This window comes from Rhodohalobacter sp. SW132 (genome assembly GCF_003390325.1).
GTDB lineage: Bacteria > Bacteroidota > Rhodothermia > Balneolales > Balneolaceae > SW132.
This window is the reverse complement of the sequence record NZ_QUOK01000001.1, coordinates 850,189-871,647: the sequence shown is the minus strand read 5'-3', so window position 1 is coordinate 871,647 and position 21,459 is coordinate 850,189. Positions and strand designations below refer to the sequence as shown.

The 21,459-nt window shown below is 45.5% G+C and carries 18 protein-coding genes; 10 read left to right on the top strand and 8 right to left on the bottom strand.

What is annotated here, in order from left to right; all coding sequences use genetic code 11:
- Positions 1-172: 172 nt before the first annotated feature.
- Both DYD21_RS03715 and DYD21_RS03710 read right to left on the bottom strand, forming a co-directional pair.
- Positions 173-655 carry a thioredoxin fold domain-containing protein gene (locus DYD21_RS03715; RefSeq protein ID WP_116032587.1) on the bottom strand — a complete coding sequence of 161 codons (483 nt, stop codon included), beginning with the start codon at positions 653-655 and terminating at the stop codon, positions 173-175.
- A gap of 67 nt (positions 656-722) precedes the next feature.
- Positions 723-1,745, bottom strand: a complete 1,023-nt coding sequence (locus DYD21_RS03710; protein ID WP_116032583.1) for a metal-dependent hydrolase — start codon at positions 1,743-1,745, stop codon at positions 723-725.
- A gap of 171 nt (positions 1,746-1,916) precedes the next feature.
- On the opposite strand from DYD21_RS03710, the gene DYD21_RS03705 reads away from it, so the two are divergent.
- The 5 genes from DYD21_RS03705 (at position 1,917) to DYD21_RS03685 (ending at position 8,165) form a co-directional block, all read left to right on the top strand.
- On the top strand, positions 1,917-3,221 hold the full coding sequence (locus DYD21_RS03705; protein ID WP_116032580.1) for an efflux RND transporter periplasmic adaptor subunit: 1,305 nt from the start codon (positions 1,917-1,919) through the stop codon (positions 3,219-3,221).
- A 9-nt stretch (positions 3,222-3,230) separates the two neighbouring features.
- On the top strand, positions 3,231-6,353 hold the full coding sequence (locus DYD21_RS03700) for an efflux RND transporter permease subunit (RefSeq protein WP_116032576.1): 3,123 nt from the start codon (positions 3,231-3,233) through the stop codon (positions 6,351-6,353).
- A gap of 22 nt (positions 6,354-6,375) precedes the next feature.
- Positions 6,376-7,113 carry a YceI family protein gene (locus DYD21_RS03695; RefSeq protein WP_147303487.1) on the top strand — a complete coding sequence of 246 codons (738 nt, stop codon included), beginning with the start codon at positions 6,376-6,378 and terminating at the stop codon, positions 7,111-7,113.
- 348 nt (positions 7,114-7,461) lie between these two features.
- Entirely contained in the window at positions 7,462-7,860 is a 399-nt protein-coding gene (locus DYD21_RS03690; protein WP_116032569.1) for a helix-turn-helix domain-containing protein, read from the top strand.
- A gap of 20 nt (positions 7,861-7,880) precedes the next feature.
- Positions 7,881-8,165, top strand: a complete 285-nt coding sequence (locus DYD21_RS03685; RefSeq protein ID WP_116032565.1) for a hypothetical protein — start codon at positions 7,881-7,883, stop codon at positions 8,163-8,165.
- Here the strand turns inward: DYD21_RS03685 and DYD21_RS03680 are convergent.
- Complete coding sequence (locus DYD21_RS03680) at positions 8,152-8,754, bottom strand: NUDIX domain-containing protein (protein ID WP_116032562.1); 603 nt, start codon at positions 8,752-8,754, stop codon at positions 8,152-8,154. The two genes, DYD21_RS03685 and DYD21_RS03680, sit on opposite strands and share 14 nt — an antisense overlap.
- 61 nt (positions 8,755-8,815) lie before the next feature.
- Here DYD21_RS03680 and DYD21_RS03675 point away from each other — a divergent pair, with 61 nt between their 5' ends.
- From DYD21_RS03675 to DYD21_RS03665, 3 genes are all read left to right on the top strand, one after another.
- Positions 8,816-9,406 (top strand): CDP-alcohol phosphatidyltransferase family protein, encoded by a 591-nt coding sequence (locus DYD21_RS03675; protein WP_116032558.1) that lies wholly within the window; start codon positions 8,816-8,818, stop codon positions 9,404-9,406.
- Between the two features lie 16 nt (positions 9,407-9,422).
- Positions 9,423-10,376 carry a signal recognition particle-docking protein FtsY gene (ftsY, locus tag DYD21_RS03670; protein ID WP_116032556.1) on the top strand — a complete coding sequence of 318 codons (954 nt, stop codon included), beginning with the start codon at positions 9,423-9,425 and terminating at the stop codon, positions 10,374-10,376.
- Positions 10,377-10,440: 64 nt separating this feature from the next.
- Positions 10,441-13,506, top strand: coding sequence for a CHAT domain-containing protein (locus DYD21_RS03665; RefSeq protein ID WP_116032552.1), 3,066 nt, complete (start codon positions 10,441-10,443; stop codon positions 13,504-13,506).
- A 397-nt stretch (positions 13,507-13,903) separates the two neighbouring features.
- Here DYD21_RS03665 and DYD21_RS03660 read toward each other — a convergent pair whose 3' ends face one another.
- The 3 genes from DYD21_RS03660 to DYD21_RS03650 are packed head-to-tail and all read right to left on the bottom strand — an operon-like array spanning position 13,904 to position 17,258.
- On the bottom strand, positions 13,904-14,773 hold the full coding sequence (locus tag DYD21_RS03660; protein ID WP_116032548.1) for a sugar phosphate isomerase/epimerase: 870 nt from the start codon (positions 14,771-14,773) through the stop codon (positions 13,904-13,906).
- A gap of 15 nt (positions 14,774-14,788) precedes the next feature.
- Positions 14,789-16,495, bottom strand: coding sequence for a M28 family peptidase (locus tag DYD21_RS03655; protein ID WP_158551397.1), 1,707 nt, complete (start codon positions 16,493-16,495; stop codon positions 14,789-14,791).
- Positions 16,488-17,258, bottom strand: coding sequence for a ScpA family protein (locus DYD21_RS03650; protein WP_116032540.1), 771 nt, complete (start codon positions 17,256-17,258; stop codon positions 16,488-16,490). Before DYD21_RS03650 ends, DYD21_RS03655 begins: the two co-directional genes overlap by 8 nt.
- Before the next feature lie 118 nt (positions 17,259-17,376).
- Between DYD21_RS03650 and DYD21_RS03645 the strand changes: the two genes are divergently transcribed.
- Positions 17,377-17,802: a MarR family winged helix-turn-helix transcriptional regulator gene (locus DYD21_RS03645; protein ID WP_116032536.1), complete on the top strand. Its 426-nt coding sequence runs from the start codon at positions 17,377-17,379 to the stop codon at positions 17,800-17,802.
- Here the strand turns inward: DYD21_RS03645 and DYD21_RS03640 are convergent.
- The gene (locus DYD21_RS03640; RefSeq protein WP_116032533.1) at positions 17,799-19,511 is read right to left on the bottom strand and encodes a sodium:solute symporter family protein; all 1,713 of its coding nucleotides are present in this window, start codon (positions 19,509-19,511) and stop codon (positions 17,799-17,801) included. The genes DYD21_RS03645 and DYD21_RS03640 overlap by 4 nt on opposite strands.
- Positions 19,512-19,988: 477 nt before the next feature.
- Here DYD21_RS03640 and DYD21_RS03630 point away from each other — a divergent pair, with 477 nt between their 5' ends.
- The gene (locus tag DYD21_RS03630; protein WP_116032526.1) at positions 19,989-20,855 is read left to right on the top strand and encodes a DUF72 domain-containing protein; all 867 of its coding nucleotides are present in this window, start codon (positions 19,989-19,991) and stop codon (positions 20,853-20,855) included.
- Positions 20,856-20,935: 80 nt separating this feature from the next.
- Here the strand turns inward: DYD21_RS03630 and DYD21_RS03625 are convergent, their stop codons facing one another.
- The gene (locus tag DYD21_RS03625; RefSeq protein ID WP_116032523.1) at positions 20,936-21,355 is read right to left on the bottom strand and encodes a fasciclin domain-containing protein; all 420 of its coding nucleotides are present in this window, start codon (positions 21,353-21,355) and stop codon (positions 20,936-20,938) included.
- Positions 21,356-21,459: the final 104 nt, after the last annotated feature.

Below are 21,459 nucleotides of genomic sequence, written 5' to 3'. Positions count from 1 at the left end.
TGATTTTTGGGTGAAAACAACAATTTCAAAAATAAGGGAGAATGGCTTATTCACCCAAAGATCACATCAGGTATCGGTCTGTATGAACTGCAGGAATGATTAAAATTTCGAACCCTTCACTTCATTATTCAGCGTTTGGCGTTCAATATTCGATATTCAATATTTGTCAATCCTACCCTTCCGCTACTTTTTCGCGTGCATTTCTCATGAAGCGCGTAATTTCACTTACCCCCAGGTACCCTCTTCGCCGGTCGATTACATTACCCTCGGCATCCAGAATCACGGTAAACGGGAATGCGGTGAGGCCAAGGCTGTTTGCAAACTGACTTTCGGTCATTTCTTCACCCATGAATGTGATCATATCATCGGAATTTCCGTTGATTTTAACAGGATGAAAATCACGGTCGATCACAGCGCGTGTAGATGGTGCGGGGTAAACATCCCGGTTCATGGCGCGGCAAAACTGGCATCCCACCTCAAAAATATCAATAACGATTAGGCGGCCATCATCCTGCGCTTTTTCCATCGCTTCTTCAATGGTGAGCCAGTCGGGTGCATTTTCAATCTCTTCGGGTGTAATCTGTGAAAATGCGAAATAGAGAAATACTCCAAGAAAAGATGCTATAAATACTGTAATAACAAGTGAACGCTTCATATCAATAAAGTAAAAGTATTTGGATAGAAATATTCGGGTTCAGTAATCAACGAGTAAAAATACGAATTTATTTGCCCCAAATGCGATGCCAGAACGCCTTAAGATTTCGTGACCTCACATCAAAAGAAGGCAGGTACGCTTCAAACATTTCAGCATCTCCGGTTTCATCGAGAATAATTCTGTTTCCCCACACATAATCCCCGGTATCATTCAGCCATAAATCATCCCTTCCGAACCGCAAATCGTAGAGTATGAGATCTCCTTCATCGGTTTCTTCCATAGAATAATATCCTCGCGAAAACCACATCAGTGCTTCATAGGCGCGGTCGCCTTCAAACGGTTGAATCAGGTGTGAGTTGCGGGGAATTTTTTCGAACTGCAGATCGGTTGACTCATCAAATATTGAATAGAGAGAATGGTAGAGAGTATCCTGCTTGATGATATACCCGTTCCAGAGAAAAGTGGTGGGGCCGTTGGGTGTAGATTTTATCTGTTCGAAATATCCGTACTGGTTCTTAAAGGATTCCTGGAAAACCGAATGAACGTGCGATTTTATCCCGAGTCCCCAAAGCATATAAAGCGTGGCAATTGCTAACCCGGCCTGGTTGAGAAGCGAGGCAGTATCGGGCCTTGAACGCCGAAGCACGAGAGCCCCGACCAGGCCGGTGAGCAGCGGAAGTGTAAACAGCGGATCGATAATAAATATAGAATCGAGGGCATACGGGTGATTTGTGAACGGTTGCAGAATTTGCGTTCCATATGTTGTTGGGAGATCAATCAGTATATGTGTAAAAATCACCCAGAACGATAAGTTTGCCCAGCGGAGCCACCCAACTTCAAGTTTTATGTGAAACCGGTCGATGAGCCATCCAAATACCGGAGCAGTGGCTAAAGCAAAAATTATCGAATGGGTAAAATTGCGGTGAAAATAAAGTTCGTTCACCGCATCAACAAAAGGGTCGATCAGGATATCCAGGTCGGGCAAGGTTCCCAATACGGCTCCCCACGCTGCTGCACGGTACCCTGCTTTTTTTCCAAGCAAAGCTTCTCCAACGGCAGCGCCCAGGGTAGCCTGAGTAATAGAGTCCATCGATTTATTATCTATTTACAAAGTGTCGAGAACAGAATCATGTTCGGGGTTGTCCGATATGAACATTCTGTTTTCAAAGTTTTGACGTCGTTTTAAAAGCTTTAACAAGGGCTGAGCGTTACGCTGCCGATAAACTCGTTATCTTGATGATCAAATGACACTTATTTTATTATGAAAAAAATACTCGCTACAGCTACAGTTATTACCACTCTTATTATCGCAGGTTGCTCAGGAGAGAACGAAGCCGATTCAAGGGATAATCTTTCAATTCCATCTGTGGAAGCGGTTCAGGCACAGTTTGGCTCGCTGCCGCTTGAAGAACGGCTGAGTGGTTCTGTTCGGGCGCAGCAGCAGGTTGAAATTTATCCCCGAATATCAGCACCTGTAGAAGAGGTTTATGTGCAAAATGGTGACCAGGTTAACCGCGGAGATCCTCTTGTGCGCCTGCGTGATAACGAATACAATGAGCGCCTTCGGCAGGCTGAAGCCGAATTGAGGATCAACCGGGCACGTGAACGGCAAGCGCTTGCAGAGTTAAATGAAGCGGAATCTCAGCTTCGGCGACAGACTATTCTGGCTGAGCGGGAACTGAGCAGTGAGATCGAAATGGAACGGCTGGAGGCGCAAAAACAGTCTGCCGAAGCCAATCATGAATTGGTTCGGGCACAGGTTGAGCAGGCTGAATCGAATGTAGAAGAACAAAAAGATTTACTGGCCCAAACGATAATCCGGTCTCCAATTGATGGGACCGTAGGTCAGCGAAATGCGGATATCGGCATGCAGGTAAGTAACACTACGCGAATGTTTATTGTAGGAAACCTGAACGATGCAAAAATAACGGTGAACCTCACCGAGCGAATGCTTACCTATATCAACCAGGGGCAGACCGTACGTGTGCAGTCAGAATATATGGGCGATCGCATGCTGGAAGGGACGGTTTCCCGAATCTCTCCTTTTTTGGGTGCCGGATCATTCAGCACCGAAGCTGAAATTGATATCTCAAATACGCGAGATCTGCTTATGCCGGGGATGTTCGTTACCGTTGATATTTTTTACGGAGAAAGTGAGCAGGCAACGATTATTCCCTTGAGTGCGATTTACAGGCATCCAAGAACCGGGGAAACCGGTGTTTATATCGTTCCGCAATTTGGGGCAGAGTCGGAGCCGGTGGAGCAGGTTGACAGCGCAAACCCACCTCCCTTAAGTGAGCCAATGCCTGTTGAGTTTGTGCCGATAGATGTGATTGCGCAGGGCCGGGAATCGGCAGGAGTGGCCGGGATACAAAGCGGCGACTGGGTCGTTACGGTTGGGCAGAACATGCTGATCAATAATGAAAGTGAAAGCGCACGAATCCGGGCTGTATCATGGAATCGAATCATGCACATGCAGCAAATGCAGCCCCAGGATTTACTGCGGGATATTATGAATGATCGCGCAGCAAACCGGTCATCCGAAGATCTGTCAACACAATCGTAAGGAAATAAAATGGGAATAACAGAAACCTCCGTAAAACGTCCCATCGCTACGGCGATGGTCTACCTGATTGTAATTGTGCTTGGAATTACCGGCTTCAGATATCTGCCGGTTGATCTTCTGCCGCCAATTGAATACCCCCGGCTTTCCGTCTCAGTAGACTACCCGAATGTAGGTCCCGAAGAGATCGAAACCATCATTACCGATCAGCTCGAAAATGCGCTGTCTGGTGTTGCAAACCTCGAAGAAGTAACCTCAACGTCATCTGAAGGGCAGGGGCGCGTAAATCTTAATTTTTCAAGAAACACCAACCTCGATGAGGCCGCCAATGATGTTCGGGCGGCGCTGGATCGGGTCAGGCGAAGTTTACCCGAAGAGGCCGATCCGCCCAGGGTGCGGAAATTTGATCCGAACGACTCCCCGATTGTCATTGTGGGAGCACAATCCACCCGCCAGCTGGATGAACTTACACGGATCCTGGAGCGTGATATATCAAAACGTCTCGAACAAATTCCGGGCGTGGGCGCGATTGATGTCTGGGGCGGCGTCTACCGTGAAATACGTGTGGATCTAAAACGGGATCGCCTGACCGCAAGCGGTTTGACTGCGCAGGATGTGCGTAATGCGATCGTTGCCGAAAACAATACACTTCCGGGCGGGAATGTTCGTGACGGATTTAGCGAACTCTATGTGAGAACGCTGGGCGAGTATACCAACGTGGGACAGATTGCCGAGACCATCATAACCGTGATGGATGGAAAGCCGGTTCGTGTTCGTGATGTCGCCGATGTTGTGGATGATTATCAGGATATCGGGCGATTGGTGAGTATCAACGATGAACCGATGATCCGGATGGGAATCCGGAAACAGACCGGGGCAAATACGGTAGAGGTATCTGCCGGGATTGAACGTGAACTGGAACGGATCAACTCCGAACGGGAAGATCTGAACCTGATGATCGTAATCAATCAAAGCGATTTTATTCAGAACTCTATAGATAATGTGCAGCAATCGGCCATCTGGGGTGGGCTGCTCGCAATCTTTGTGCTATACCTGTTTCTTAGAAACGGCTCCACTACGTTTATCATCTCCCTCGCAATTCCCATATCGATCATCGCCACGTTCGGCCTGCTCTATTTTTCAGGTCTTACGCTGAACCAGATGAGTTTTGGCGGACTGGCTCTCGGGGTGGGTCTGATTGTTGACAACGCCATTGTGGTTCTCGAAAATATTGTACGGATCAGGGGCAATGGAAAATCTTTGAAAGAGAGCGCATTACAGGGAACAAGTGAAGTGTCCGGCGCGATTATCGCTTCCACATTAACAACATCGGTCATTTTTCTGCCGGTTGTGTTTATGCAAACCATTACGGGAGCACTGTTCCAGGAACTGGCACTTGTTGTGGTGTTTGCGCTGATATGTTCACTCTTCGTGGCTCTTACGCTTGTACCGATGCTTGCCAGTAAATTTATGTCGATTAAACCGGACAGTGAGATCACTGAAAAAGAGAAGGGTCGGTTTCAGCGAATGTTCGCAAAAGTGGAGAATCGTTATAGTGATGTTCTGAAAACCGCAATCCGGCGAAAAGCGATTGTTTTTGGTGTTACAGCCCTGCTTTTGGGTGGTGCCGTGTATGGATGGGGATTTATTTCCGCTGAACTCGCACCTCAAACGGAAGCAGATGAGGTCCGGATCGATTTCTACCTTTCGGACGGCATGAATATCGCCGTGGCAAATCAATACCTGGAAGAGCTGAAAACGCGAGTTAAAGCAATTGCCCCGATGGACCAGGTGAAATATATGACGACCGAAGTACGGAATGGCCGTGCGCAGGTGGAGCTCACCATGGTTGATCAAAGTGAACGGAACGTCAGCACATACGCTCTTGCTGATGAGATTCGTGATAAAATTGAAGGTACTATTCCGGGTGGATCGTTTCGGGTCAGAGCTCAGACCGGCTTGTGGATTCTGAGAAGAATTTTTGGTTCCGGAGGGGAAGAAGCGGTTCAGGTTCAATTGCGGGGTCACGACCTTGAACGAGCTGAGGAAATCGCAGACGAAATTGTAACCCGAATGGAGCGTGTTCCTGCTGTCCGTGGTGCACGATCCGATCGGCAGGAAGGCCGTCCGGAGCAGAATATTGTTTTCGACCGTGAAAAAATCGCTGAACTTGGATTAACCGGCCGGGATATCGCGCAGGCCATTCAGGCAAATGTTGGCGGAACACGAGCGGGTGTATATCGTGATGGCGGTGATGAGTTCGATATCATGGTGCGGCTTCGCGAAAGTGATCGTATGAGTACTCTTGATCTTGATAACATATCCGTTCGAACGGCGACCGGGGCCACAGTTCCGGTTTCAACCGTCATCAAGCAGGAGTCGGCACGCGGACCGGTGAGCATCAACAAAATAAACGGTCAGCGTGTAACCTACATCACCGCGAACCTGGAAAGCGGAGCTACGCTTGGGGAGGCTGTAAGTGCAATCCAGTCTGAACTCGCAACGCTCTCACTGCCAACAGGTTTCTCTATTGTATACGGCGGGGAGTATGAGGAGCAACAGCGCGCCCAGATGGATTACCTGATCTCAATCATCATGGCATTTATTTTGATTTACATGGTGATGGCCGCACAATTCGAACGGTTCCTCGATCCGCTGATTGTGATGTTTTCCGTGCCTGTGGCTATTATTGGTGTGATTCCAACGATGCTTCTCACCGGTACCACCATGAATATGCAGAGTGTAATGGGGCTGATTATGCTGATCGGTATTGTGGTGAATAACGCCATTGTGCTGGTGGATTACATCAATCTGATGAGAAGGGATCGAAATCTGAGTGTGTACGAGGCGGTTGTTCAGTCTGGTAAACTGAGGCTGAGGCCAATTTTAATGACCACGCTCACTACCATCCTCGGTCTGCTTCCGTTATCGTTTGGATGGGGTGCCGGCGCGGAGATCCAGGCATCATTAGCACGGGTTGTAATCGGTGGCCTCGCGGCATCCACACTTATCACACTGGTGCTCATACCGGTTGTCTATATCACAGCAGATAATATAAAAGTATATATCACCGAGAAAAAAGCGGCATTCATCGCTTCGCGGGATACTGTACCAGAACCTGCATCGGCACAGTAATTCCGCTTGATAAACTTACGTTTTGAGTAAAAAAGAGTCGCTTTGGAATCCAAACCCAAAGCGGCTTTTCTCTTATCAGAGAGAATGGAAATGGCCAGGAAACGATTGTATTGGTGAAGGTTCATTCATACCGCATGCCATGAAGCAAATTATCTACAACCGGTTAATTATCATCCCTATTCTTCTGTTGATAAGTATTTCGGTTATATCCGTGGGAAATGCGCAGATTCTTGAAATGGATAGTGAACGGAGCATGCTTATGTTCGAGGGCACATCAACGCTGCACAGCTGGGATGTAGAGGTTACTGATTTTCATGTCGAGTTTCAGGTACCGGACCACTGGCTTGAAGGAGTTGAGAGATGGGAGGCGTCTGAAATTGAAGGACTATATGTTGAAGTGCCTGCAGGTCAGCTTGATGGGGGCAGAAGCCGTATGAATCGCGATTTGAGAGATGCGCTGAATGCAGAAGAAAATCCTGAGATAACCTTCAGCAAAAACTCCATGAAGTTTACGGGCGAATTGGAGGACGGAAAGCTCGCGGATGTAGCCGGAATGCTAACGGTTGCAGGTGAAGAACGGGAAGTTACATTTCAAACTGAGATTACCCATCTAAATGAGAATGAGATTGAGTCGATGGGGAGCCTGGATATTGATATGACAAATTTTGGCATCGATCCGCCAAGAGCGCTTTTAGGAACTATCCGGACCGGTGAAATAATCGAGTTATCATTCCATATTATTTTTATCCATCGGGAATAACGATTTCGTAAAGAAGATGAGAGTAGAAAAACGATTGAGGGAGGAGAGCGGTTTGTTTGAATCAATTGTTACCAAGATAGGGGTGTTGGGCACACATATCCAAAACCAATTTTAGATGTATAACTAATAATAAATTAATAATAACTTATATGCATTTTTTATGTTATTAATAGAGTTTTAAATGTATACTGATCGAGGGTAGTTTGTGCAGCGAACGCGTACATCAAACAAGAGAATTACAGAAAAGTGAGATTAAGTGATGCTACGATTTGATAATCGTGAACCGTTGTATAAGTATTCGATAAATGATAGCTTGGAAATGAATTTATAACTGATAACTGCAGTACTATGCCGAAGAAAATTGGTTCTTTAACACTCTACTCGGTTGATGACCTCCATGAGCTGCTTGGAATGAGTAAAATGACCATCCGGGCTTATCTGCGCGAAGGAAAGCTCAAAGGGAAGAAACTGGGGGTGCAGTGGTATGTTACGGAAGAAGCTATTCGAAACTATTTTGAAGAACCTGAAGATGAGCCGAAACCGAAAAAAAGGAAATTTAAGTACATCGTGCAGGGAGTAAACGACCTGGTTAGCGAAACCGACGAGTGTTTTACAGTTGATGAAGCCCTGGAATCACTTGAAAGTCAGGCAATTATCAGCTTGTTTCAGGTTAAAATTGTGGATACAGATTCAGACGAAATCGTGGAAATTATCAAAGGCCGTGATTTTGTAGAGCGGCACACCTAAGTCAAAATATTTTACGGAGAATGAATAATACTATACTTGAAGTTATAGAATTTGGCGATGAGCCCGAAGATATTTTCTATTGTCTTGTGGATACAACAGTGAGCCCGGACGGCCTTGATGTATCATCATTAAAACTCAGCGATCCCCGGAATTTCGACCAGGTATTGAAAGAGAACGGCTGCCTGATGATGTTTACCGGTGATGAAATAGAGTCCCTCATCAGCCGCGGGGATGTTGATCGCGATCAAATACACGAGTCGCTGGTCCGGCTCGCAGCAGCCGAAGGAATAATCAGGAAAAACTGACCGGAAACGGCTGGTTTTGCTCCCACCAGATTTTTGCCTTTAAAATAGAGCAGATGGTTTTGGCGTCTGTGATTTCCCCCGTTGCGATCATTTCCAACGCTTTGGCAAAAGAAATCCTGTGATTAAGCACAAACTCATCGTCATCCTCTTTTTTGTTCTCCAGAGTAAGGTTCCAGGCTACAAATACGAAAATTTCTTCATCAGCATAACCGATGGCAGGATAAAACGATCCGGCATCAGAAATCGAAGAACAGCGGATACCGGTTTCCTCAAGCAGTTCGCGTTTTGCGGTCTCTACAGGCGGCTCGCCTTCATCAAGTTTTCCTGCCGGCACTTCAATAAACACTTTTCGCGGGGGATATCTGAATTGTTTCAGAAGCATAATTGTGCCATCTTCAAATACGGGAACAACGGCACTTGCGCCGGGATGTTTAATCCAGTCTCTGGTTGAGGTTGTGTTATCAGGAAGCTGAACTTCATCAACATATACCTGGAGCAGCCGTCCGTTGAACACTTGTTGAGATGAGATCTTTTTTTCTGCCAGTTTTTCGTAAGCGTCTGTGGTAGGGTGGGTTTTGCCTGTATTCATCTATAGATTACGAGTGTAAAAAGTGTATTTTTAAATAAATTTTAAATAATCGGTTCACTCCATGAAGGAAGTGATGAACGTTGATGGGAAAAAAGTCTTGGTCAGGAATGATGTTTTTACCTGGTCAAACCTGATTTCTTTATCGCGTGTACTTGTAACGATACCAATAATTTATCTTCATTACGAAAATAACAGAGAAATTTCGTTAATCGTAACGTTGTTGATTTTTTACGGTGCAATATCGGATTACCTTGACGGACTTGTTGCCCGGCTGAGAAATGAAATTAGTGAGCTTGGTAAAATCCTTGATCCCGTTGCAGATAAAGTGATGGCATTTTTTCTGTTTTTCTATACGGTCTGGCTCGGCTGGATTCCGCTCTGGTTTTTTGCAATAGGCGTGGTGCGGGATGTGCTGATTATGATAGGTTCCGGATACATTAAATCGAAACGTGGGAAAGTGGCAATGTCTACGATGTCCGGTAAAATATCCGTAAACGTTCTGGCTCTCTACTGGATTGCTGTATTCTTCTTCCGGGAGGCGACAACAATTCATAGTATATTAATGATCGTTTCATTAATTATGATGGCTATATCGTTTGTTCACTATTTTTACCGATATAAATTGATTTTGGACGGTGCTGATTTTAACTAATCATTTGTAAATAATTATGGGAATTTTTGAAAAATTAGGGCTCAAAAAAGAGGAAAAACTCGAACAGGGGGTTGAAAAAAGCAGGGATGGTTTGCTTGGGAAGCTGGGGAAAGCATTTGTAGGCAAAGATAAAGTAGATGCCGCCACGCTTGATGAACTCGAGGATATTTTGATTACATCCGATGTTGGGGTGAAAACTACTATCGAAATCATCAACCGTATCGAGGATCGTGTAGCGCGCGATAAATTCATTACCCAGGGAGATCTGCAAAAAATTCTGAGAGAAGAAATTGCAAATTTGCTGATTGAAAATAGTTCCGACAGGCCTGCGGAGTTCAATGCAGAATTTGAACAGAAACCTCACATTGTATTGGTAGTGGGCGTGAACGGCGTTGGGAAAACCACCAGCATCGGCAAACTGGCTTATCTCTATAAGCGGGCAGGAAAAAACGTAATGCTTGGAGCCGCTGATACCTTCAGGGCTGCTGCTGTGGATCAGCTTGAGATCTGGAGTGAAAGGGCAGGAGTTCCGCTTATCCACCAGGGACAAAATGCCGATCCTGCCGCAGTCGCTTTCGATACGGTTTCTTCAGCAGTTGCAAAAAATGCGGATATCGCGTTTATAGATACCGCCGGCCGCCTGCACAACAAAAAATCCCTGATGAACGAGCTTGGTAAAATCAAACGGGTAATGGGTAAGGTAGTGGACGGCGCTCCGCACGAAATTCTGCTTGTGCTGGATGCATCAACTGGTCAGAATGCTATGCAGCAGGCAAACGCATTTACGGAAGTTGTGGATGTAACCGGCCTGATATTAACCAAGCTCGATGGCACTGCCAAGGGTGGGATCGTAATCGGGATTTCTAATGAACTGAAAGTCCCGGTGAAGTATATCGGTGTGGGAGAAGGAATTGAAGACTTGCAGATATTCGAAAAAACCACATTTGTAAACGCCCTTTTTGGAAAATAATTTAATTTAATTTTTCAAATTGGCACCTGTTCGTTAAAATACGCTTCAATTAAAGGATTGAAACGTGGTTAATATAATCTATTCGGCACTTCGGCTCTGGAGTGTAACCCTATTTGGTGTAATTCTTTCGGGTTCGTTGCTTTTTGCTCAAAATCAGAGCAGCGTACATGAAAGGTTCAATGCTGCGGTCGCAGCATATGATCTGCAGGAGTATGCGGATGCCCAAACTAAATTTTCAGCACTGATCGATGATTACTGTAGCCTGGCTGAATACAAAGAAATCTGCTTTGAGTCACATATATTCTTATCAATTGTAGAGCGCAGTAAAGGAAATTATGACACAGCTTCCACTCTTTTATCAGAATTGAACGCATCTGTCGAAGAGACCTTTGATGATGCGTGGGATAAAAAAGTTTTGGTGATCAGACAAAAAGTTTTTCTCTTCGTACAGATGTCAGACCTTCAGGAGGCGGAGAAGTGGGCGAAGGAACTGCAGAGTATGATAAACGATCACACACTCGGTCTGCTTGGAGAGGCCCGGGCTTACTCTGGTATTGCACGCTTTGAATCAACAGCCGGAAATTACAATAAGTCGGTTGAGTATTATACTAAGAGCTTATCGTTAGCCGAAAAAATAGATGATATTGAAGAATCCGGCAGGCTGCTGATTAATGCGCATAATAATGTGGGAATTTCATATCGACGCATAGGGGATTATAATCTTGCGATGGAGCATTACAGGCTATCCATCGATCTTATCAAAGAGCTGCATGGAGATGATCACCTGGAAATGGGCAAAGCCTATAATAACATCGGGACGATCTACTATATGATGCAGGATTTCGGGCAGGCGGCGGAATATTTTGGGCGTTCGGCCGGTATTATTGAGTCGATTTTTGGGCCGAATGACGGAGAGATGGGGGCAATATTGAATAACGCGGCACTTTGTTACTATTCTATTGGAAATTATGAGCTTGCAGCTGAATATCTCGAACGGGCTCAGCGGGTAAAAGAGGAGAATTTCGGACCGGATCACATGGAAACGGCAATCGGCTATTCAAACCTGGCTTCAATTCATATTCAAAATGAAGATTACAAGTCTGCAGAAGAGAATTACCTGAGGTCGATTTCCGTGCGAAAGAATATTTACGGTGATGATCACCCCCACCTGATCTCTCCGAAGCTATTTCTTGGTCGTTTATATGCCTATCACACCAATGAAAATGAACGTGCCAGGGAACAGTATACGCGGGCGATAGCTATTGGTGAAGCTCGCCTGGGGGAGAACAATCCCACCATGGCAGATGCACATTATCTGAAGGGAGAGACATACCAAATCAGCGGAAATTATGACAGGGCGCTGGAGCTGTATCAAAAAGCAGTGAACATGTTATATGGGGATTACACTCTTACCGGCCTGCCTGATACTGAACGCCCGATGGGAGATCCGGTTAAAATTGTGGAAGTGCTTCAAAGTAAATCCTTGCTCTACAGGACTCGGTCTGATGAATTTAAACGAGACGATTACGAAATGTCTCTTCGGGCCCTGGAATGGGCTTCAGCGCTGGTTGACATGCTTCAGCAATCCTACAAAAATGAAGCCTCAAAACTCAGGCTTGTTGATCATAATTACTCAATCTATACTGGAGCAATTGAAACACTTGCAGAACTATATTTTGAACTTGGTGATCCTGAGTACAAAAACGAGATATTCAATTATATAGAAAAAAGCCGGGCTCGTGTTGCTTTAGAACTTATACAGGATATTTCTGCCATGACGATTGGCGGAGTTCCGGATGAAATTATTAAACTGGAGTCTGAGTTAAACCGCGATATTACATCGGTTCAGCAGCAAATTTTCAATGAAAGGGAGGCGGAAGGAAATGCCGGTTCAGAGTTTATTAATGCTCTTCAGGATTCATTGTTTACCAAAAAAAGGGAGCTCGAAAAGTTTACCCGCCAGCTCGAACAGGATTATCCCGAATACTACAGGTTAAAATATGATCAGTCGGTTTTGTCTGTAGATCAGCTTCAGGGGCTGCTGCAAGATGGAGAAACTGTAGTCAGTTACGTACTCGGATTATCAAACATGTACGCCATGGTGATTTCGGAATCAGAGATCCATGTGGTTGACCTGGGGATGACAGAAGATGCTGCCCCATATATCGAAGGGGCAAGAGATATTATCACTAAAGGAACTACCGAGGAGTATATTTATACATCCCACACCTTGTATAAAAAACTTATTGAACCGGTAGAGCCGTATTTGAACGGTACGAATGTGATGATTATGGCCGACCAGGAATTGCATTATCTGCCGTTTGAAGTGCTGCTTACCGATCTGCCGGATCACCAGGAATATCATAACATGCCGTACCTGCTGAAAGATTACACAATCAGTTACATTCCGTCGGGCACTATGTTAGATATTATGCAGCAGAGAAGGCCGGAAAATCCGCGAAATCTGCTGGCTGTTGCGCCATTTAACAGCGAAATCATCCGGCCTGAGAGCGATGAGGTTGAGGTACAGTATGCAAGCACCCTGGAGCCGTTGCTTTTGACAAACTACGAAACAAGTACAATTTCCGGGCTTTTCAGTGAGCGCAGAACGTGGATGGAGTATCTTCGTCCTCAGCAAACAAAAATTTTAGCCGGCGAGGAGGCTACCTTAAACCGATTCAGCCAGGTGAATCTGAAAAATTATAACTTTGTACACTTTGCCACTCATGCGTTTGTAAATGAAGATTATCCTGAATTTTCCGGGATCATGATGTATCCCGAAGCGGAAGGGGCGGGAATTGCGTACGTCGGCGATATCTACAATATGGAATTTAATGCTGATCTTGTTGTTCTGGGAGCGTGCGAAACCGGGCTCGGCACTACATTTCGGGGAGAAGGGCTGATCGGCTTTACAAGGGCTTTTATCTACGCGGGCGCTTCCAATCTTATGGTATCCATGTGGAAAGTAAATGATCAGCCGACCGCCTACCTGATGATCGATTTTTATGATCATATCCGCAACGGATACAGCTACAATGAAGCACTCAGGCAGGCAAAACTGAACCTGATCAGCAGGCCGCATATGGCCGATCCGGTGAACTGGGCAGCGTTTATTCTGCAGGGAAGATAGCTAAAAGGGAAGAAGTATGATTGAGGCTGGTGATAAATCAGACCCCAGTTCCATGAAAAAAGTCGGGATTCGAATAAGGAGAGCAGATTAACTGTGTTGCTGCCATTTGTTTATTCACGCAGAGATTCGCTGATGAATCCGCTGTTTTCGCAGATAATATTCTATCCATTCAGGGCGTGTCAATATTTATCCACGATATGTAAGCGATAATCTGTGAAAAACAGAGCTACTGTCGTGTCATTGATGAATCGACGGGCATGTTTGGTGCAAATTTTCAACGGATGAATTCGCTCCATCCGGTGAATTGTCCGGCCTTTACATTATCCATTTGCATAAGCTGACAGAGTAATATCTTGCCCTATCTACTCATCCAATGACGGGAAGTCAGCGGATGAGGCTATTTGCTTAACCCAATAATATACTCCCGGCTTTTCGGAACACGGTTCACTACATCTTCCGTCTCATCTTCGATGTAGAAATGCTCGATGGCAGAGTTTTCGGCGGCAATCAGGAAGGAATGAAAGTCAATCTGTCCGGTTCCCAGAGGTACATCATAATGCGAAGGAGCACGGCCGGAATAGTCATGCTCTGCATCTTTCGCCAGATCTTTGAGATGTACAAGATTGAATCGATCCGGGTAGGTTTTTAAAAGTTCCACAGGATCGTGGCCGGGGTGGGCAACCCAAAATGTATCGAGTTCAAAATTCAGGTAATCGGGATTGCTGTTCTGAACCATATAATCGAAAAGAGTACCGTCTTCGTATGGGCGAAATTCATACCCATGATTGTGATAATTGAGCCGGATTCCTTTTTCGCGCAATATTTTTCCGGCTGACTCAAATTCACTTATAGCCCGTTTAGCATCATCGATATCGAAAGGGGCGCTGTGGGGGATCCAGGCAACCCGGACAAATTCAGCGCCAAGAATTTCGGCTTCAGCAGCAACTTCTTCGGGTTCATCCATTAGCCGGTCGTACCCTACACCGTACGAGGTGCATATCATATCGCGTGCATCCAGCAGCATCCGGATCTCCTCAGCAGATTTGCCAAACAGCGCTGAGAATTCGATGTTAGTAAACCCCATTTCCTGAATCATATCCAGGGTTCCGGGCACATCTTCAGAGAATTGATTTCTGAAGGTGTAGGATACCACACCGGGATCTGGCAGAAGGGAGCTCCCTTCCTGGCTCGTTTGAGCTGACGACCGCTCCGGGATAGAGAGCGGTGCCAGGATAGCAATCAAACAAAAGAGAAGTAGCTGTTTCATTAAACCGGATTTGCGTTATCGCGGCATTTGCCGCGTAATGTTTAAAAACTCTTCATTGTCCACTTCGGGACGCTTTTCATAATTGGCAACATTTACCGTTGAAGCATAGATAAGCTGCACAATTCGGGAATATTTATCAAATTCAATTTTGTCTACCTCGTCACCGGGGGCATGGTAATCCTCATGTACGCCGGTAAAGAAAAAGACAAACGGCACATTCAGGCGGCCGAAGTTCCAGTGGTCGCTTCTTCGGTAGAACTGATTTGAGTCTGTCAGGTCGTTATACTTTCGGTCCAGCCGCATATTGGTTGACTTTTCATTCGAAACCGTCACCAGGCTGTCCAGTTCAGAGGAGATGATCTCGCCGCCTATCAGATAGACGTAATCGGTTGTGCCGGCTTCAATATTCTCCGGGTCGCTTCTGCCGATCATATCAGCGTTAAATGCCGTAACGGTCTGATCAATGGGAATCACCGGGTGATCAGAGTAGTATCGTGAGCCGAGAAGTCCTTTCTCTTCGGCACTTACATGCAGAAACAGCACGCTTCTGTCGAGCCCGAACCCGTCATTTTTAGCATTTTGCAGAGCTTCGGCAACCGCAAGCAGTGCAACAGTTCCGCTGCCGTTATCATCAGCTCCGTTGTTGATAATATCCCCCCGGGCATCCGGCATGGAAAGGCCGATATGGTCGTAATGCGCCAGCAAAACTATAGCTTCATCTTTCAGGGAGGGGTCGCTCCCTTCGATGTAGGCGATTACATTATTTGACTTAATTTCAACGGTTCCGTCGTAGGGAATATACTCCAGGTGGTAGCCGGTGGCTTCAGGTTCAAATTCCGTGATGTTATCAGCAATCTGTTTGCGCAAAGTGAACAGCTCCCTGGTTGAGTTCAACCCCAGTATTTCAACTGCAAGTTCAGGACTTACCTGGGTGTAAGATTTTGGAAAGCCTCCCTGCGCAGATGAGTCGTCGAGATACTGAAGGCGCATGTTGTTAGGCTGATCGATCAGACGTGAATTTAAATCAGCAGCTTCCTTGAACTGGCTGCTTTCACTCGCAGAAACCACAAGAACACCGCCTGCATCGACTTCTCCGAAAAGATTGCCAACTCTTTGATTATTGGTTATAGCGGGATTGATGAGCGTGTCGCCAGCTACAACGGTTGGGAAATCGGCAAAAATCAGCACCCATTTATCCATCATAAGTTCCGGGTTCAGGTGATTTACGCCTCTTAAAGTATCGTCTACGCCAAAGCCGCCAAAAATAATTTCACCTTTCAAGGGACTTGCTCCGCCAAACAACCGTATAAAATCCCCCGGAGAGTTGTTGGCAACCACGGATCGGGTGTGAACCAGCGTATCCGAATTTTCTACCTGAAAAACTTCGTAGACCAGGCTGTCTGTTCGTTCAGCATTCAGCATAAATGGCTGAAGGTAGGTTCCATTGGTTCCTTTGGTCGCTATTCCAAGCCGTTCATACTGATCTATGATGTACCGGGCAGCTGCTCGCTCACCTTCTGTTCCTGTATCCCTGCCCTGGAGGGAATCGTGTGCAATAACTTCGAGGTGGGATCGCAGGTAATCCGGTGTGATGGTTTCTGAATACGAAATAAAATCGTCTAAGGTATGTTCATCCGCCTCCTGAAGCTCACCGGTGCCGGCACATCCATGTAAGATGAATAAGATAATGAGTATTGATAGTGTGAACCGCTTATTATTCATATGATACATTTTCATTTTGGGTGTCAGAGCCAATAATCTCTTCCACAGGTTTCAGGTCTATATAAAAATCAGTTGGATCATCTTCAACAAACAGGTTAATCTGCTGCTCTTTGAGAAGTTCTAAAACGGCCAGAAAAATAACAACAATCAGGATACGCTTGCCCACTTCTGTACAAATCGTGCGAAAGGATGTTTTGCCACGTTCCCGCAACAGGTCCTGAACATATTCGCTCTGCTCTTCTATAGTGGTTTCTACCTTTTCAACCCGGTGGTAAACGTTCTGTTTTTTGATGTCGCTGAGGACGTTCCGAAAGGCGCTCATCAGATCAAAAATGGTTACATCCTTCAACGCTTCGCCGGATGCCTGTGCTTCAACAGTGTCACCGTCTTTATAACCGCGAAAATATTTTTGACGGGTCTCCTCATCAATAATGGTGAGTTTTTCGGCCATCTCCTTATACCGCTTGTATTCAAGCAGTTTTTGAACCAGTTCATACCTGGGGTCGTGTTCATCCAGCTCTTCATCCTCCTCATTTTCCTGGGGAAGCATCATCCTTGCTTTGATGGACATAAGCAGGCTGGCCATATAGATAAACTCGCTGGCAACTTCGAGGTCGAGCTCTTCCATGATCCGGATGTATTCGAGAAATTCCCGGGTGATGTGTGAGATAGGGATGTCGTAGATGTTAAGCTCGTCCCGCTTGATAAAAAAGAGCAGGAGGTCGAGCGGTCCCTCGAAATTTTTAAGCTGAACTTTATACATAGTTACAAATAGGTTTCATGAAGATCGGGATTTGAATCCCCAAATGGAAACAGAATTGACTAATTCCCATTTCTTTTGCTTATTAAACTTGTATATACAATAACCTATTGTAACTCTCATGAATACTTTCCACAGTGAAGCCAACACATTTTCGAGAAATCTGACCGCATATTTTGATGAAAAACTGAGTGAGTTCGGGATGGCAACATCGTATGTTGAGCTGATTCTACTGCTGAAGAGAGGAGGCGGACAGACTCAAAAGCAACTTGCCGAAAATCTTTCTCTTGCTCCATCAACCATCACACGTTTTATTGAAAAACTGGCAAAGCAAAATCTTGTAGAAAAAGAGCGTACCGGCCGGGAAGTAGCCGTAAAGCTAACCGATAAAGGGGTTGAAAGATCAGATAAAATGTCGGTTGTTTACGCTGAAACCGTGAATGAGTTAAAAGAGAGATTTGGCGAAAAATTTATGGATACGGTGGGTAAACTTCTTGAATTTGGTAACAGGGTTCTTACCGAAAAATCATCTGAACAGGCGGATTAAATCTTTTGTACTACGTACCAGATACCGCCAATTCCTGCCACAAAACAGCCCAGACCGAGCGCCATTGACTCGAAAAAGATTTGCCCCATTCCAAATAGCAGTGCAATGATAGAAACGGCACTTACAGCTGCAAAACCGATACCCGGCAATAGCGAGTAGGTGGCTTCGCCGCGAGTCATAAACCGTTTCCAGCCCGGCCCGCCGGGTTTCACCCGATCGAAGAATTTTTGAAGCGTAACTTCATCATCCGGTTTGGTTAAAAATGTGACGGTTATCCAAACCACTGTTGCAAAAATAGTTGTGAAGATCATTTGCTGGGCAAAATCATCATATCCCAGGAGCTTGGTTAAGGCAAACCCTGTAGCGGCAGCAGCCATTGCGGATATTTCACTCCAGGCATTGATCCGCCACCAGAACCACCGGAGCATGTATACAAGGCCGGTTCCCGCACCAATAGAGAGAATGGCCTCCCATCCGCCCCGTACCGTATCAAACAGAAGGGATACACCCACGGCCGCTACCATCATCAGCATGGTGGTCCACCGTGAAACACGAACGTAGTGTTTTTGTGCCTGCTCCTCTGATTCAAATTGCTCTTCCGGTTTCAGAAAGGGTTTATAAAAATCGTTCACTACGTAGGACGCTCCCCAGTTAAGGTGTGTGGAAACGGTGGATACAAATGCCGCCAGAAAAGCAACGGCCAAAAGTCCAAGAAGGCCGGAGGGCAGCAGTTTGAGCATCAGCAGCGGGTAGCCGGTTTCGGGATCATTCAGGTTGGGATATACAACCATTGCAACAAGTGCAACCAAAATCCACGGCCAGGGACGGAGCGCAAAGTGTGCAACATTGAAAAGAAGTGTTCCGCCTACTGCATTTTTTTCATCTTTGGCAGAGAACATCCGCTGGGCAATGTATCCTCCGCCGCCGGGTTCCGAACCCGGATACCATGAAGCCCACCACATCATTCCAACCCAAACCAGAGCTGTTGCAATGGCAATATCGGGACTGGTAAGCGGGTTGATGGAGAGCATGGAGTGATCGCTGCCGAAGAGACTGGTAAGCTCCGCCTGAAGCTGATCGAGTCCGCCGATGTGGCTGACAGCATAATAAGCGAGCAGAATAGAGCCGCCCATGGCAATGATAAACTGGATGAAATCCGTGATAATCACACCCCAAATTCCGGAAAAAGCGATATAAATCCCGATCAGCAGGTACATTCCAAGAATAATTTCCCATTGGCCGGCGCCGGTCAAGACAGTCAGGATTTTGGCCATTCCAACCGTAACCCACCCAAGGATGATGCAGTTGATCGGGAATGCAAGGTAAAGCGATCGAAAGCCACGTAAAATACGGGCCGGTTTTCCGGAGTACCGGATGGAAATAAACTCAACATCGGTAATCACATCGGCACGTTTCCACAACTTTGCATATAGAAAAACCGTGATGAGGCCGGAAAACATGAAGTTCCACCAGATCCAGTTGCCGGCAATTCCGTCGCTGGCAATAATACCGGTAACGGCCAGCGGAGTATCAGCAGCGAATGTGGTGGCAACCATTGATATTCCAATCAGCCACCAGGGCAGGTTTTTCCCGCCGGTAAAATAGTCCTGAAGTGTTTTCTGTCCACGCTTTTGCGAGTAGTAACCCACCACGACCATCAGGAGGATGTAGGCAATAATAACGAGATAATCGAGTGAACTAAAAGGCATTGGTGTACCGGCGAATTTTGTGGATCAGTCCTGAACGGGCGAATGTTATGATCAGATTGTATATTAATCTGAAGCAGCGTGAAATATAGAAGTAGAAATGATGAATACAAACGGATGGTTTTGTATGAAGAGAAAACTTAAATCACAACTGTCCAAAACGATATATGAATTTGAAAGAAGTTTGAAACCCTGAATACGATCTGTTCTTCTTTTCGCAGATTATCGTTGAGTTTACCGCAAAAATGCGCAGATATACACAGAAAATCTTCGGGATTCAGCGAATTCATCCTCATAACTCTGCGATAAAAAAGCAGGGGATCGATTTTCGATCTATAAAAATATCTATTCCGAATGAACATAAACGAAGATATTTGATGAATTTTCTGAATGTTTTGGACGGTATTGAATTTAATTATGTAATTAAATAAAACAGATCTCTTATAAAATGACGGGCAAAATCCCTAAACGAGGCAGATTATGGCAATAACTAAATATCACCTGGGGCTCACACAGTGGGGTTTGAAAGAGTGGAAAGGCACTTTTTATACGGATGATGTCGCCCAGAGCCAGTTTTTAAAACAATATTCCTCTGTTTTTAACAGCGTGGAAGGAAATACAACATTCTATCGGGTGCCCGAAGAAGAAACCGTATTGAAGTGGGCTTCCCAGGTGCCGGATGGCTTTAAATTCTGCTTCAAGTTTCCACAGGGTATCACACACTACAAAAGGCTGAGCGGAGTGGAGCAGGATGTCATGGAATTTCTGGAGCTGTTTGAACCCATTCGGGGCAAACTCGGGCCTTTCCACATCCAGCTGAGTTCGCAATTTTCATTTAAAGAATTTTCGAAACTTGAGGCGTTATGTGAATTTTTACCCCCTCACTTAAAATATGCAGTTGAAGTGAGGCACGAAGATTTTTACGATAAAGGAGATAAAGAGCGGCGGCTGTTTGAACTTCTAAAAGCCAACTCAATAGATCGTGTTACATTCGATACTCGAAAACTGCACTCTATTCAGGGAGGTGATGAGAGCATCAGGGAGGCACAGAAGAAAAAACCAAAAACACCGGTTCGGTTTGATGCAAGCAGCTCCCGACCGTTTGTGCGTTATGTTGGCGCAAACGATGTGTTAAATAATGAGACCTGGCTGAAAGAGTGGGCGATAATCACTGCGGACTGGATTAATGACGGGCTTCATCCATATATATTTATTCATGCGCCGGATACTCTGCATGCACCCGCGATTGCTAAGGAATTTCACAGGCTGCTTTCAGGGTTTGTGGAGTTAGAGCCGTTGCAAAAATTTCCGAAGGAACGACAAAACGAGCAACTTGGATTGTTTTGATCCAATAAATCCAGACATAAAAAAAAGCCGCCCCGGAATAGACCGGGAGCGACTTTCTCAAATTTAATGATGAAGGCTATTTAATTCAGCACTTCATTTGTCACATGCACTAATCCATTGGAAGCGGGAATATCACCTTCGATAATCTCCACGCCAAGTGCAGGTTCTACATCCTCTGCAGTGTTTTCACCCTGGAAAAGATGTCCAATCAACATATTTTGAAGCATATCAGGGTCGGCTCTCAACTGGTCCAGTTCTTCTCCCATCGCTTCAAAAGCTTCATCATTGGGTGCAATAATTGTAAAGGGGCCTTGATCTGAAATAGCATCATCAAGGTTTGACTCTTCAAGCAAAGAAGCAAAAATGGTATGATCGTCACTTGAATTAATAACATCAACTACGTTCCCGTCCTGCGCTTGAGCAATATTTGCTGTAAATGCAAAAGCAAACATGAGGGCGAAAATTGAAAATACCGAGGAAGCTTTCTTCAAAGTTTTCATAATGATCTATTCTGTTGGGATTTGTAGTAATTATAATTGCAAAGCGCTGTTCACGCACATTGTTCACTTACTATAAAGGGTTTATTTGAGATATTGTTCCGAAA